12 protein-coding genes are annotated in these 13,904 nt (G+C 70.6%); 6 read left to right on the forward strand and 6 right to left on the reverse strand.

Translation table 11 applies throughout. The features are described 5' to 3' along the window. Positions 1–2: 2 nt before the first annotated feature. The 3 genes from OG331_RS05765 to OG331_RS05775 form a co-directional block, all read right to left on the reverse strand. Positions 3–566: a universal stress protein gene (locus OG331_RS05765; protein ID WP_406192230.1), complete on the reverse strand. Its 564-nt coding sequence runs from the start codon at positions 564–566 to the stop codon at positions 3–5. A gap of 158 nt (positions 567–724) precedes the next feature. Continuing rightward, positions 725–1,306: a hypothetical protein gene (locus OG331_RS05770; protein ID WP_406192233.1), complete on the reverse strand. Its 582-nt coding sequence runs from the start codon at positions 1,304–1,306 to the stop codon at positions 725–727. A gap of 125 nt (positions 1,307–1,431) precedes the next feature. Further along, complete coding sequence (locus tag OG331_RS05775) at positions 1,432–1,824, reverse strand: STAS domain-containing protein (protein WP_406192236.1); 393 nt, start codon at positions 1,822–1,824, stop codon at positions 1,432–1,434. Positions 1,825–2,101: 277 nt separating this feature from the next. Here OG331_RS05775 and OG331_RS05780 point away from each other — a divergent pair, with 277 nt between their 5' ends. Both OG331_RS05780 and OG331_RS05785 read left to right on the forward strand, forming a co-directional pair. Further along, positions 2,102–3,172, forward strand: coding sequence for a zinc-dependent alcohol dehydrogenase family protein (locus tag OG331_RS05780; RefSeq protein WP_406192239.1), 1,071 nt, complete (start codon positions 2,102–2,104; stop codon positions 3,170–3,172). Positions 3,173–3,190: 18 nt separating this feature from the next. Further along, positions 3,191–3,853, forward strand: coding sequence for a helix-turn-helix domain-containing protein (locus tag OG331_RS05785; protein ID WP_406192242.1), 663 nt, complete (start codon positions 3,191–3,193; stop codon positions 3,851–3,853). A 110-nt stretch (positions 3,854–3,963) separates the two neighbouring features. On the opposite strand, the gene OG331_RS05790 is transcribed toward OG331_RS05785, so the two are convergent. Together OG331_RS05790 and ppdK are read right to left on the reverse strand one after the other, a co-directional pair. Then, entirely contained in the window at positions 3,964–4,428 is a 465-nt protein-coding gene (locus OG331_RS05790) for a pyridoxamine 5'-phosphate oxidase family protein (RefSeq protein ID WP_406192245.1), read from the reverse strand. A gap of 153 nt (positions 4,429–4,581) precedes the next feature. Beyond that, positions 4,582–7,269: a pyruvate, phosphate dikinase gene (ppdK, locus tag OG331_RS05795; RefSeq protein WP_406192248.1), complete on the reverse strand. Its 2,688-nt coding sequence runs from the start codon at positions 7,267–7,269 to the stop codon at positions 4,582–4,584. A gap of 263 nt (positions 7,270–7,532) precedes the next feature. Between ppdK and OG331_RS05800 the strand changes: the two genes are divergently transcribed. Continuing rightward, positions 7,533–9,260 (forward strand): GAF domain-containing protein, encoded by a 1,728-nt coding sequence (locus OG331_RS05800; protein ID WP_406192251.1) that lies wholly within the window; start codon positions 7,533–7,535, stop codon positions 9,258–9,260. Positions 9,261–9,443: 183 nt separating this feature from the next. After that, positions 9,444–10,301 (forward strand): universal stress protein, encoded by an 858-nt coding sequence (locus tag OG331_RS05805; protein WP_406192254.1) that lies wholly within the window; start codon positions 9,444–9,446, stop codon positions 10,299–10,301. Between the two features lie 410 nt (positions 10,302–10,711). Here the strand turns inward: OG331_RS05805 and OG331_RS05810 are convergent, their stop codons facing one another. Beyond that, positions 10,712–11,332, reverse strand: coding sequence for a hypothetical protein (locus OG331_RS05810; protein WP_406192257.1), 621 nt, complete (start codon positions 11,330–11,332; stop codon positions 10,712–10,714). Between the two features lie 563 nt (positions 11,333–11,895). On the opposite strand from OG331_RS05810, the gene OG331_RS05815 reads away from it, so the two are divergent. Next, positions 11,896–12,333 carry an NfeD family protein gene (locus OG331_RS05815; RefSeq protein WP_406192260.1) on the forward strand — a complete coding sequence of 146 codons (438 nt, stop codon included), beginning with the start codon at positions 11,896–11,898 and terminating at the stop codon, positions 12,331–12,333. Between the two features lie 29 nt (positions 12,334–12,362). Next, on the forward strand, positions 12,363–13,472 hold the full coding sequence (locus OG331_RS05820; RefSeq protein ID WP_406192263.1) for an SPFH domain-containing protein: 1,110 nt from the start codon (positions 12,363–12,365) through the stop codon (positions 13,470–13,472). The last annotated feature ends 432 nt before the right edge of the window (positions 13,473–13,904 follow it).

Here is a 13,904-nt window from a genome sequence, read left to right on the forward strand (position 1 = left end):
CCTCACAGCCCGGCGCTCGCGGACAGCTGGAGCAGGGCATGGGCCGGAGTGAACAGCCGGACGTCCTTCAGTACACGCACCGCTGGGTACTTCTCCCGCCACGGCCGCAGCGCGTCGGCCAGCAGCTGCACTTCGTGGTCCTCCCAGGCGGCGCGATCCTCCTCCGGTACGCCGAAGGGCAGCTCGGTCGCGCGGGAGGGGAACCTCCAGGCATGCACGGCACGCAGTCGTACGCCCCACAGCCGGGCGGTGTCGAAGGCGAGATCGAGAGCCCCGTCGGCGGGATCGCGGGCATCCACAGCGAGCACGATCTCGCCGTCGTGGTGAGTGGGATGCCGAACTGCGCGCTTCGCCGGGATCAGGACAACAGGGCGGGCCGAGAACGCGACAGCGTCCAGTGCACGCATGCCGGCCACGACCAGTTGTGCCTCGTCCAGGACGTCCGGCAGCGGGTGACGGATCACCCGGAGGGAAAGTCCGCGCAGCGTCGCTTCCTGTGAGGCCCAGCGGACAACGGCTCTGCCGGACCCCGAGCCGTCGTTGCGGGCAACGACAACTCGTTCCATGACGATTTGCCTTCCTCTCGCGAGGACAGACGCCGTCGCATGTCAGCCGAAGTCGACTGAGACGCGGGACGGCTGTCGCAGGGTGTTGTGGACAGTGCAGTGGCCGTGGAGCCGCCTCGACTCGCAGGTGTTCGTGCGGCAGGCAGGACGGCGCACCTTCAGCCGGTCCGGTGCCCCCATTTGGGACCCACCAGGTCCCACTCCCGGCCCCACTCGTCGATGCGCCGTCGGTCGAGCCGCCACCGCGCGAGGGCTCCCGTGGCGTAGACGGCGCCGGTGAGGGCGAGTCCTGCGAAGGTGCCGAGGAGGCCTGCCTCGACGGCGGCCTCGGGGGGGCTCGGTGGTGCGGTGGCCGGCGTGCCGTGGCCGTCCTGCCAGACCGTCAGTCCGGTTCCGGCCTTCAGTCCTGTGCCGACCAGCGTGAGGTCTGTGCGGGCGGAGCCGTCGGGCGCCGTCCAGCGAACCTTGGCCAGAGCCTTGTCGCCCGACGACCGGAGTGCCGAGTCGGGCTCTGGCACGTCAGCGAGGAGTACGGCGCGTACAGGGTGCCGCTCGGCACGCTGCCGTGCGAACGTCTCCTCGGCGGTGGTTGCCGTCACCAGACCGGCGACGCTGCCTCCCACCGCGACGACCGTCCACATGGCCAGCACGATCCAAGCCTCGACGACATCGTCCCGACGTCGCAGCGGATTGCTCCGCCAGCGCCAGAACCGCGTCCCCGCTTGCTTGCCACCATCCATGGCTCCGCACCTCCTCCGGTCGTCACACTTTCGAAAGTGGCAGTCACCGGAGCGTTGGCCCCATGGGCCGAGGGGGCGATGCCCCAGGGCCGCCCGGCACCAATTCACGGCTGAGGGTGGGCCGTTCAGCCCATGGCGACCGGAGGGACGTCGACAGTCGGCGTACGGGCCAGTGCCCTGGACAGGTCGGGGTGCACTTCGAACACTTCGCCCAGGCCGGCCTCCCGGAGAATCCGCAGGAAGCGTCTGCTGCCGGTGATCAGCCGGAGTCGACCGTGACGGGCCAGGACGCGGTTCCGTGTCCGGCACAGGACGCCCAGGCCGGCGCAGTCGATGAAGGCCACGGGACGCAGGTCGAGCACCAGGTCCGGGTGCGGGCCCGAGGACAGGGCGTCGAGACGTGCTGCCAGCGGTATCGCTGTCACGAGGTCGATCTCGCCGCGCAGCTCGACGACCGTCGTCCTGTCGACGGTGTGTACCGCCTGGGACGGTGCGAACCTCGCGTGGTTCTCGTACATAGTCTGATCAAAGAACCGCCGGTGATCGTGCGGAAGGGCCGAACGGTCCCTGCCGGGTGGGTCTGTCGGGCCCGCGGGAATCCGCACGCGGCGACCGTACGAACCCGCCCCCGCCCGGTCCTTCAAGGGGCCCGACCGGCCCATGCAGTCCGCCCGCATGCGGGCCAAGCTGGACTTGCGGGGCACATCCGACGCAGGTCGGCGCCAGGCTCGTAGTGGCGCCGGGATCCCGCCGCCGGACCCGGCCGCGCAGACCGTTGAGTGGGAGAGGGACGTCATGAAAGGCTACGTGTTCCACGGCACCGGACAGTCCGCCTGGGAAGAGATCCCCGACCCAGCGATCAAGGATCCCACCGACGCGATCGTGCGCGTCGGAGCCGTCACCATCTGCGGCACGGACCTGCACATCCTCAAGGGCGACGTTCCTGAAGTACGCCCCGGTACGGTCCTCGGCCACGAGGCCGTCGGCGAGATCGTCGAGATCGGCAGTGACGTCCGGACCGTGCGGCCGGGTGACCGGGTACTGGTCTCCTGCATCACCGCGTGCGGGCGCTGCGCCTACTGCCGGCAGGGGGCGTACGGCCAGTGCCGGGGCGGTGGCGGCTGGATCCTCGGCCATCTGATCGACGGCACCCAGGCCGACTACGTCCGCGTGCCCTTTGCCGACCTGTCCGTGCACCCGTTGCCGGGGGCCATGGACAGCGCGGACGCCGTCCTGCTCGCCGACATCTTCCCGACCTCGTACGAGGTGGGCGTGCTCAACGGCCATGTCCGTCCCGGAGACACCGTCGTCGTGGTCGGCGCGGGCCCCATCGGACTGGCGGCCATCGCCACGGCCCGGCTGTTCTCCCCCGAACGGATCGTCGCGGTCGACCTTGCCGCCGCCCGGCTGGAGGCCGCCCGGCAGCTCGGCGCCGACGCGGTGGCCGACGCCCGGGAGACCCCCGAGCAGCTGGTCGCCGACCTCACCGACGACCTCGGCGCGGACGTCGTCATCGAGGCGGTCGGCGTACCGGAGAGCTTCGAACTGTGCACCCGCATGGTGCGGCCCGGCGGCCACGTCGCCAACGTCGGCGTGCACGGCGCCCCCGCGACCCTGCACCTCGAAGACCTCTGGATCAAGAACATCACCATCACCACCGGCCTGGTCGACACCTACTCCACCCCCACCCTGCTGCGGATGACGGCCGCCGGCCGCCTGCCCACCTCGCAGCTGGTCACCCATACCTTCCCGCTGGACCGCATGGAGGAGGCGTACGACGTCTTCGCCGGGGCCGCCGACACCGGGGCCCTCAAAGTCGTGCTCGGCGGGGAGCAGCACGAGGTCGTCGCCGTGGGCGCGGCCTGACGAAGGGACGTGACGACGATGGCCGAACGGACGCAGACCGAACGGCCTCTGGGCGATCTGGGACGCCGCCTCGCCGCGCGGCGCGCGCAACTCGGTTTGTCCCGGCGTGAGACGGCCGCCCGGGCCGGCATGACATCCAGCTACCTCAAGCACCTGGAGGAGCATCCCGGCGCCGCGCCCGACAGGGGAGCGCTCCTCAGCCTGGCAGCAGCCCTGGAGACCACGGTCTCGGAGCTCACCGGCGGCGCCACCGACCTGCCGCCCGGGCTGGAACAGGCCGCCCACACCCCCGAGTTCACGGAACTGAGCCCGGACGAGTGCAGGTCCCTCCTCGGCCCGCACGGCATGGGGAGAATCGCACTGTCCACCGCATCGGGCCCCGTCGTCGTGCCCGTCAACTACAGCGTCGTCGACGGCGCGATCGTGTTCCGCACGGCCTCCGGTACGACACCTTCACTGGCTGCCGGCCGCCCAGTGGCCTTCGAGGTCGACCGCATCGACGACGCGTTCAGCCGGGGCTGGAGCGTGCTCGTGCGCGGGCGTGCCCGAGCCGTGACGGATCCCGATGAGGCACACAGGCTCGCTGAGAGCGCGTACAGCCGCCCCTGGGCAGGAGGCGGACGCGATCTGTGGGTGCGGGTCGAACAGCAGGCGGTCACCGGGAGGCGGATCGCCGTGTGACGTTCCTGCCCTACGCGCACGCCCGCGTCGTAAGCCGAACGGTCCTGCCCCAAAGGGCCGTTAGGCATCCCTGCGGGTACTCCTCGACTCCTGCTCCGAAGGCGGCTGGCTCAGGCCTCGCCCGAGCGGCCGCCCGCGGTGAGCAGGATGCCCGTGACCAGGTCGGGCCGGATGCGGATCGCCTGATCCATGGCCTGCTCCACCCACGGCTGCAGTAGCGCCCGGCAGCGGGCCAAGTCGTCGGGATCGGTCACCGGCCGCGCGAATCCAGTCACCACCACACTCCAGCCGAGATGCGTCTGAGGGTCGATGGCGTCGGCTTCGTAGGCGACGACGACACCAGGGCCGTCGGCCGACTGGGTCTGTGAGATCAGGGCGGCGCCCTCGTGGGTGCGGATGACGATGTCTCCGTCGTCCAGGACGTGGTTGACCGGTCGCACGGTCGGCAGCGCGTGCCGGGTGAAGACGATCCTTCCCAGGGGCACGCTGCCCAGCAGCCGCAGCGCCTCGGCGCTGTCGAGCTCGATGCGCCGGCGCGGTCCTGCGAGGACCGGCCGACCGTGGTCGTGGGCCATGGCTGACTTCCGTTGAAGGTCGTTGCTGACTGCTCGGTCTGCCTACTCACGGAGCGACACCGCGGGGGATCGGTGCCGCTCCTGCATCTACGATCCCTCCGGCAATCGCCGGGCGCCAGAGCCGATGGGCCCCGGTCAGGGCCCGGATGGCCCTCACCGGCTGTCGCTGCCCTCGGTCCCGGAAAGCGCCGCCCGGCCGGCCTCCAGACGCGCCACCGGCACCCGGAACGGCGAGCAGGACACGTAGTCCACTCCCGCCGCGTGGAAGAAGTGGACCGAGTCGGGGTCGCCGCCGTGTTCGCCGCAGACGCCGATCATCAGGCCGGGGCGGGCGGCGCGGCCCTCGTCGACCGCGATCCGCAGCAGTCGGCCCACGCCGTCGCGGTCGATCGTCTCGAAGGGCGAGGTGGGGAAGATGCCCTTGTCGAGGTAGGCCGAGAAGAACTCCGCCTCGACGTCGTCGCGTGAAAAACCCCAGGTGGTCTGGGTGAGGTCGTTCGTGCCGAAGGAGAAGAACTCGGCCTCCTCGGCGATACGGCCCGCGGTGAGCGCGGCGCGGGGCAGCTCGATCATCGTGCCGACCGGGCACCGCACGGGCACGCCGGACTCGGCGGACACCTCGGCGAGCACCCGCTCCACTTCCGCGCGCTCGATGCGCAGTTCCTCGACGGCGCCGACCAGCGGCACCATGACCTCGGCGTGCGGTGAGCCCCCGGCCCGCGTGCGTGCCACCACGGCCTCGGCCACGGCCCGCACCTGCATGGCGACCAGGCCCGGGACCACCAGGCCCAGGCGCACGCCGCGCAGGCCGAGCATCGGGTTCTCCTCGTGCATACGTCCCACGGCTGCCAGCAACGCCTGCTCGTGCGGATCGGGTTCCTCACCGCGCGCCTCGGCGGCAGCCACGCGTACGGCGAGTTCGGTGCGGTCGGGCAGGAACTCGTGCAGCGGCGGATCCAGAAGGCGGATGGTGACCGGCAGACCGTCCATCGCCTCCAGGATGTCGGTGAAGTCCTGCCGTTGGAGCGGCAGGAGAGCCTCCAGCGCCCGCTCGCGCTCGGCGTCGTCGGGGGCCAGGATCATGTCCTCGACCAGCTTGCGGCGCTCGCCGAGAAACATGTGCTCGGTACGGCACAGCCCGATGCCCTGCGCCCCGAAGCGTCGGGCGCGTCGCGCGTCCTCGGGGGTGTCGGCGTTCGCCCGCACCTCCAACCGTCTTACGGAGTCGGCGTGTTCGAGAGCGCGGGCCACGGCGGTGACCACGTCCGCCGACCGCTCGCCGGTCTCCAGGAACCGCATGACCTCTGAGTCGGCCAGGGGGACCGCCCCCGGATACACGGCACCTGCGGAGCCGTCCACGGAGATGACGGTGCCCTCGGCGACGACGGTGCCGGCACGTGTGGTGAAGCGCCGGGCCTCGGTGTCCACGGCGAGTTCCTCGGCGCCGCACACGCAGACCTTGCCCATACCCCGGGCCACCACGGCCGCGTGACTCGTCTTGCCGCCGCGACTGGTCAGGACGGCCTGGGCGGCGATCATGCCGGGCAGGTCGTCGGGGGTGGTCTCCTGGCGGACGAGGACCACCTTCTCGCCGGCTGCGGCACGCCGTACCGCCTCGGCGGAGTCGAAGACCGCGGCGCCGACCGCTGCACCAGGTGAGGCGGAGATGCCGTGGGCGAGTGCCTCAGCGGTCGCGGAGGCGTCGAAGCGCGGGAACATCAGCCGGGCGAGCTCGTCACCGCCGACCCGCGCCAGGGCTTCGTCCGGGGTGACGAGCCCCTCGTCGGTCAGCTCGGCAGCGATGGCGAACGCGGCCTCGGCGGTGCGCTTGCCGACCCTGGTCTGCAGCATCCACAGCGTGCCGCGCTCGACGGTGAACTCGATGTCGCACAGGTCCCGGTAGTGCCGCTCCAGGGTCCGCATGTGGGTGAGCAGGCCCTCGTACGACCGGGGATCGAGTCGCTCCAGCTCGGCCAGCGGCACGGTGTTGCGGATGCCGGCAACGACATCCTCGCCCTGCGCGTTGGGCAGATAGTCGCCGTAAAGTCCGCTGCGGCCGGTGGCCGGGTCGCGGGTGAAGGCGACGCCGCTGCCGGAGTCGGGGCCGAGGTTGCCGAAGACCATGCGCTGCACGGTGACGGCGGTGCCGAGGTCGTCGGGGATGTGCTCGCGACGCCGGTACAGGCGGGCGCGTTCGCCGTTCCAGGAGCCGAACACCGCCAGGATCGCCCTGCGCAGTTGCTCGGCGGGCGACTGCGGGAAGTCCTCCCCCGTCTCGTCGCGGATCAGCTGCTTGTACGCCTCCACCAGCTCGGCGAGGTCGCGGGCGTCCAGGTGCAGATCGTCGGGGGCGTGGCGCAGGCTCTTGAGCGTCGTCATGGCCCGCTCGAACAACGCCGGGTCGACGCCCATGACCGTACTGCCGAACATCTGGACGAGCCTGCGGTACGAGTCCCAGGCGAACCGCTCACTGCCCGAGACCTTGGCCAGCCCCTGGACGGAATCGTCGTTCAGCCCGATGTCGAGGACCGTCTCCATCATCCCGGGCATCGAGAACCGTGCCCCGGACCGGACGGACAGCAGCAACGGGTCGTCCCGCTGGCCCAGCCGCCGACCGGCGGCGTCCTCGACGGCTGACAGGTGCCGGGACACCTCCGCAAGCATGCCGTCCGGTTCCGCTCCGGTGCCGAGGAAGGCCCGGCACGCGTCGGTTGTGACCGTGAAACCCGGCGGGACCGGCAGGCCGAGCCGGGTCATCTCGGCCAGATTGGCGCCCTTGCCGCCCAGGAGGTCCGCCATGTCGCGGCGCCCCTCGCGGAAGTCGTACACGTAACGGACCATGACGCTGCGCTCCTCGGCTCGGCGGGTACGGTCCGGCTGTCGGGCCGCGACTCCTTTCCAGCGTCGGACGACAGGGGCCTGGTCGGCATGTGCTGGCCGTCCCCAGGTCAGGGCCGAACGGCCCAAGCACCCGAGCTGCGATCTGGCCGCTGCGGGCCCGCGTCCGTCTCCGATCCCGTACCGCCCCGCGCCACGGCCCGGTAGCGTGACCCATGACCGGAGCGGCCGGTGTCAGACCGCCCACGGGACCGGAGGAGACGCAGGTGGGAAGCGCCGAGGAGCCTCGGGAAGCCCGCGTACGGCTGCCGCAGCTGAGGTTGGACGAGCTGCTGGAGGAGCTCCAGGCCCGGCTGGACGCGGCCCGTGGCACGCGCGACCGGGTACACAGCCTGCTGGAGGCGGTGCTCTCGGTCGGCCGGGAGCTGGACCTGGAACAGGCACTGCACAGCATCGTCGAGGCCGCCGCGGTGCTGGTCGACGCCGAGTACGCAGCCCTGGGCGTGATCGGGCCCGACGGCAAGCGCCTGTCGGCCTTCCACACGGTCGGGGTCAGCGCGGACCAGATCGCCGGGATCGGCCACTATCCGGAGGGCCATGGCATTCTCGGGGAACTCATCAGCCATCCCGAGCCGCTGCGCCTGGCGAAGATCTCCGAGCACGCGTCGTCGTACGGCTTCCCGCCCAACCACCCTCCGATGAACACCTTCCTCGGCGTCCCCATCCGGGTGCGCGACCAGGTTTTCGGCAACCTGTACCTCACCGAGAAGCGCGGCGGGGCGCAGTTCGACGAGGATGACGAGTCGGTCCTGTCGACTCTGGCTGTGGCCGCCGGCGTGGCCATCGACAACGCCCGCCTCTACGAGGAGTCCCGGCTGCGGGAGCGCTGGTTGCAGGCGAACGCGGAGATCACCCACAGCCTGATGTCCGGCAGCGAGCGCGGCGAGGTCCTCGGACTGATCGCCGAGCGCGCCCGGGAGATCACGGGAGCCGCGCTCGCGGTCGTCGCGATGCCGATGGAGGACACCGCCTCGCTCAGTGTGGAGCTCGCCATCGGGTCGGAGGCGGAGACGCTGCGCGGACTGGTATTGCCCGTCGACGGAAGCCTGATCGGCGAAGCCTTCTCGACGGTCGCCCCCGTCACCACCCCGGACGTCTCCCACGACGATCGTGTCTCGGTGGGCCCACCACGCTTCACCGGCCTGGGCCCGGCGGTCGCTGTTCCAGTCGGGACGGGTGAAGGTGGCGTACGCGGCGTCGTCCTGCTGATCCGCGAGGCGGGGCAGACGGTGTTCACCGGAAAGGAGATCGAACCGCTGCAAGGCTTCGCGGCACAGGCCGCCGTCGCCATGGAGCTCGCGGAGCGCCGGCAGGACGCCGAGGAGGTCGCCGTCCTCAAGGACCGCGACCGCATCGCCCGCGACCTGCACGACCTGGCGATCCAGCGGCTCTTCGCCACCGGCATGACCCTGCAGAGCGCGGGCCGCTTCATCGAGCACCCCGAAGCCTCCGAGCGTGTGGTGCGCGCGGTGGACGACCTGGACGAGACCATCAAGATCATCAGATCGACGATCTTCGGCCTGCGCTCGCGCGAGGGCACCGGCGGGTCCGCGCTGAGGGCCCGTGTGGTGCGGGTGGCGGGCGAGGCGGCGCCGGTGCTGGGCTTCGCGCCCAGCGTGCGCATGGAGGGCCTCGTGGACACCCAGGTGCCGCGCGAGATCGCCGACCACGTGGTCGCCGTACTCTCCGAGGCCCTCACCAACATCGCCCGCCACGCCCACGCCGACCGCGCCGACATCGTCCTGAACGCCGGCTCCCACCAGGTCTGCCTCACCGTCGCCGACAACGGCGTCGGCATCCCGGTCGACGGGCGCCGCAGCGGGCTGCGCAACATGGCGGAGCGGGCACGGCAGTTGGGCGGAGAGCTGGAGCTGAGCAGTCCGGGCGAGGGCGGCACCACATTGGTGTGGAGAGTGCCCGTGCCGACCGAGTAGAGCCTTTGGGAGGGGGCCGACCGGGCTGGGCGGGGAAGTCGGCACCACTCGGACCGGGGGCATGGGCCGAGCGTCCCCAGTACTTGCCCCATCCGCCTCTCGTGACGGTCCCCCGCGAGTACGACGCTGAGATCAGAGCCCTGGCTGTCCGACAGGGCAGCCCGACATAAGGCGGTGAGGGCGATGACACTCCCCTTGGTCGTAGGCGTCGACGGATCAGACGCGAGTCTGCTGGCCGTGGACTGGGCAGTGGACGAGGCCGCACGAGGCGATCTGCCGCTGCGGCTGGTGTACGCCTCCCTCTGGGAGCGCTACGACGCCGCCGTACCGTCGTTCGAGCGGGAACGCCCCTCTGAGCGCGTGCTGGCCGAGCACATCGTCGCCTCGGCGGCTGAGCGTGCCGCACGGCGCGCCCCGGCGGTGAAGGTGACCACCGACATCGCCCCCGCCGAGCCGGTCGACGCCCTTCTGCGCGAGGGCCACAACGCCTGCGGAGTGGTGACGGGAGACCGGGGCCGCGGTGAGCTGAAGGGACTGCTTCTCGGATCGGTGGGCCTGGGCGTGGCCGCCCGAGCGCACTGCCCGGTGATCGTGGTCCGGGGCGACGAGGCGGGCATGGTCGGCATGCACGAGCGGATCTTGTTCGGCGCGGGAGATCCGGCCACCGGCGGCCGGGCCGTGCACTTCGCCTTCCGCGAGGCCGAGGCACGAGGATGTGTTCTCGACGCCGTACGCGCCTGGCGCTGGTCCGCACAAGAGGGCACGGACCATCCCGCGCGCGAGCGCGAAAGGCGCGCGGCAGCTCAGCTCGACGAAGTGCTGCGCGAGGCAGTGGCCGAACATCCGGGCGTCCCGGTACGCCGAGCCACCGTCGAGGGCCCGGCCAGCCGCATCCTCGTGACCCGTTCGGCCGCCGCGGATCTCGTGATCATCGGGGCGCGTCGCCGGCATGGCCACTTCGGTCTGCAGCTCGGCCGCGTGGGCCACACGCTGCTGCACCACGCGCACTGCCCGGTCGCAGTCGTTCCGCAGTTGGCGTGAACGCTGTCCACTCGTGAGGCGGCCCGCTATCGGCATCCGCGGCGACGACCTATGCCCCATCTACGGCGGCCGCGCTTTGAAGGTGCCGCCGCGTTCCGGGCGTCACGGGACCTCAGCGCTGGTCTGCAAGTCGAGTCGGCCTCCGCCTACACGAACCGGGCCGTCACCATCAAGGACAACCCCAACGGCCCAAAGGACAATCGCGCATCGCGGAACAGCCCGTTGGCGATCTGAGTGAACTGATCGCCAGCCGTCACCCCGCGCCGGACACCTGCCCCAGAGCCCCTCTGCCTACGGACCTGGGCCTGTGTTGCGGCCCGCCGACCGCCTCGACCAGCACACCGGACCACCAGCGCACGTTCGTGTCCGCTGCGGCCCGCCGGCGCGACGGGCCGCTCGGCGCGCGGACGTCAGGAGTCCGTCGGCCGTCGCGCATCCCGCTCGCCCTCGGCGGATCGGAGTACCGCCGCCGACAGCAGGGCGAACGCCACGGCGAAGCCGAGCATGGTGAACACACCCCTCGGCCAGAAGATGTGGCTGTCGACGAACGACCAGCAGGCGACGAACAGGATCGCGGCGCCCGGCAGTACCCGCACACCACACCGCCGCCACAGCACCGCACAGGTGGCCAGCGAGGCCACGGCCAGCCCGTACACCCCGGATCGCCCCAACTCATCGCCCGTGACGAACAGTTGACCGGCCGCCCCGTGCACCCCGTGATCCACCACCACGCCGGCGGATATGCCCGCCACCGCATCGAGACCCGAGTAGTACGCGGCGAAGCAGAGACATCCGGCCCAGGAGAGCACCACCAAAGCTCCCTCCGCGTCGCGGCGCGGCCTGCCCCACAAGGGCACCACCAGTCCGAGCACGAGGAGCGGGAAGACGGGCAGCAGGGCGATGTGCAGTCCGGCCCAGTGGCCTGCCGTCGTCGCCGTCAGATGTCGCGGGTGCATCAAGCCGGCGCCTGCCAACAGCAGTGGAGTGGCGGTCACCAGGACCATCACGCGCAACGTACGGAGGGATCGCATCGGCTCACACTAGGCAGCCGCCCGGTGGCGCTGGGCGCCCGTCGGCCATGCGTAAGACATCCGTAAGCCGACGCCGGCACCGTCGCACGACGCACCTACACCCGCGCCGCACCGGACACACCCTGTCCACCGGCTCGGGCGTCATTCACGTCGGTGGTCCGCGCCGCTCAGTACTCCGAGAAGGCCGCGATGATCTACCGCCCTCCGATGACGCGAGACAGCAGGAAGTTGCTGCCGGTCTCGACGTGACCGTACGTAAGGCTTGTCGTGGAGCGGGTGACGAGAATCGAACTCACTATCGGTTTGGGAAGCGACGGCGCGTGGACGGCTGCGTAGCCATTGACCTGCGCTTATGTGACGCAGCGGTGGCCGCGCGGGAGCGGGTTGGCCTCCGCTGGTGACCGCTGATGTCCGCTCCTGAGGACACTCTGCGGGCGCAGCGCCGTGACGGCTGGGCCGATCGCGGCCGGGTGGGCGCCCAAGAACCACAGTTGCCGTGCCTGTTCGGTCCGGCGGTCCGGGAGGTAGCTTGGTGGACAGGGCCCCTGAAGGAGGGCGATCCGATGCCGTGGTTCGCATGGCTGCTCGCCGCCGCGGCACTGGGTGTCGCTGAGTTCTTCACCCTGACACTCGTCTTCGGTCTGTTCGCGGGCGCCGCATTGGTTGCCGCCGTAGTCGCTGGTGTGGGAATCGGCATCCTCGGCCAGCTCCTGGCCCTGGCGGCAGCAGCGGCGGCGGGCTTCATCCTCGTCCGTCCTGTCGCGCTGCGGCAGATGACCCAGCAACCCCTCACACGCGACGGCACGGATGCGCTGATCGGCAAGCGGGCCGAAGTCATGCAGGAGGTCACCGCGACCCGCGGCCTGATCAAACTCTCCGGCGAAGAATGGTCCGCCCGCGCCCTCGACGAGAGCCTTGTGATCCCGGTGGGAGCACTGGTGGATGTGATGGAGATCGAAGGCGCCACAGCCATCGTCTACCCCCGCGAACTCCTTCCGTGAACGGCTGAGCACATAGCAACGGAGGCACTGTGGATCCAGTTGTCATTCCCCTTCTTGTGGCGGCCATTGTCGTTGTCTTCCTCGTGGCCTCCGCGGTACGGATCGTCCCGCAGGCACGCCGCTACAACATCGAGCGGTTCGGCCGATATCGCAGGACGCTGCAACCCGGGCTGAACCTGGTCCTGCCGGTGGCGGACCGCGTCAACACCAAACTCGACGTGCGCGAGCAGGTCTACTCATCCGACCCCAGGCCAGTGATCACCGAGGACAACCTCGTAGTGAACATCGACACCGTGCTCTACTACCAGATCACGGACCCACGGGCCGCGGCCTACGAGGTCGCTGACTACCTGCACGCGATCGATCAGCTCACCGTGACCACGCTGCGGAACGTCATCGGCAGCATGGACCTGGAGGAGACGCTCACCTCGCGTGAGGAGATCAACTCCCGGCTTCGCGCCGTCCTCGACGACGCCACCGGCAAGTGGGGTATCCGCGTCAACCGCGTCGAGATCAAGGCCATCGATCCACCGCACACCATCAAGGAAGCGATGGAGAAGCAGATGCGGGCCGAGCGTGACAAGCGCGCGGCCATCCTGCACGCCGAAGGCGAGCGGCAGGCCAAGATCCTTACCGCGGAAGGCACGAAGCAGAAGGACATCCTGGAGGCACAAGGCACGCAACAAGCCATGATCTTGCGGGCGGACGGCGAGGCAAAGGCGGTGGAGCTCGTCTTCCAGGCCGTTCATCGCAACAACGCCGACCCGAAGATCCTGGCCTACAAGTACCTTGAGACGCTCCCGCACTTGGCCAGCAGCGACAACAACACGTTCTGGGTTATCCCGGGGGAGCTGACCGAGGCAGTTCGGACCGTCACCCGGGCGTTCGGTGACCAGTCGACTGCGGGTCCTCCCCAAACCGTGCAGCCGGAGGAAGCAGCCACCGCCACAGCCGACGACACGTCGGCCGAAGGCGGGAATCCGGAGCTCGATGCAGGCCGGAAGGCCTCGCTCGACGCGGCGGCGGCTGCTGACGAGGCCGGAAAGCAGGCCGCCGCCGCGGTGAGCGATGCCAAAGCAGAGGCCGAGGCTGCGAAGACGCCCCAGGTACCGCGCCGGGCGCAGACGTCCGGCGATTGAGCCCACCCTCGGTTGCCGCCAGGACCGCCGTGAGGCTTCCAGAGCGCTCGGTCGGCCGTGCATTTCGTGCGCAAACCCGACACCCCGGTGGTCCAGCACAGGATGCGGGAGGTCACAGGGTGACCACGCAGAAGCGGGCGAGCGCTTCGTCCGCCGCCTGATCGCCGAACGCCGCATCCCGCTACGTCAAGCTCGGCCGCCGGTCCGCATCCCCGAGAACGCGGTCGCCGAGTACGTCGAGGCGCACACCGGCGAGCCGGTCCGCCGCATCCGTGCCCGCTACGGGAAGGCGGCCTGATGACGGGACGCAAGCCGCAGAGGCGACGCGAGTTCGGCACGGTACGCAAGCCCGCTTCCGGCCGGTGGCAGGCCCGCTGTTTCGGACACCGGACGGCCAGCGGCACAAGGCACCGGAGACGTTCGAGACCAGGT

This window comes from Streptomyces sp. NBC_01017 (assembly GCF_045162795.1).
GTDB classification, from domain to species: Bacteria; Actinomycetota; Actinomycetes; order Streptomycetales; family Streptomycetaceae; genus Streptomyces; species Streptomyces machairae.

What these genes read in the sequence shown, in the direction of transcription:
- OG331_RS05765 (WP_406192230.1), bottom strand. Translation starts at nt 566, where the DNA reads ATGGAACGAGTTGTCGTTGCCCGCAACGACGGCTCGGGGTCCGGCAGA.
- OG331_RS05770 (WP_406192233.1), bottom strand. Translation starts at nt 1,306, where the DNA reads ATGGATGGTGGCAAGCAAGCGGGGACGCGGTTCTGGCGCTGGCGGAGC.
- OG331_RS05775 (WP_406192236.1), bottom strand. Translation starts at nt 1,824, where the DNA reads ATGTACGAGAACCACGCGAGGTTCGCACCGTCCCAGGCGGTACACACC.
- OG331_RS05780 (WP_406192239.1), top strand. Translation starts at nt 2,102, where the DNA reads ATGAAAGGCTACGTGTTCCACGGCACCGGACAGTCCGCCTGGGAAGAG.
- OG331_RS05785 (WP_406192242.1), top strand. Translation starts at nt 3,191, where the DNA reads ATGGCCGAACGGACGCAGACCGAACGGCCTCTGGGCGATCTGGGACGC.
- OG331_RS05790 (WP_406192245.1), bottom strand. Translation starts at nt 4,428, where the DNA reads ATGGCCCACGACCACGGTCGGCCGGTCCTCGCAGGACCGCGCCGGCGC.
- ppdK (WP_406192248.1), bottom strand. Translation starts at nt 7,269, where the DNA reads ATGGTCCGTTACGTGTACGACTTCCGCGAGGGGCGCCGCGACATGGCG.
- OG331_RS05805 (WP_406192254.1), top strand. Translation starts at nt 9,444, where the DNA reads ATGACACTCCCCTTGGTCGTAGGCGTCGACGGATCAGACGCGAGTCTG.
- OG331_RS05810 (WP_406192257.1), bottom strand. Translation starts at nt 11,332, where the DNA reads ATGCGATCCCTCCGTACGTTGCGCGTGATGGTCCTGGTGACCGCCACT.
- OG331_RS05815 (WP_406192260.1), top strand. Translation starts at nt 11,896, where the DNA reads ATGCCGTGGTTCGCATGGCTGCTCGCCGCCGCGGCACTGGGTGTCGCT.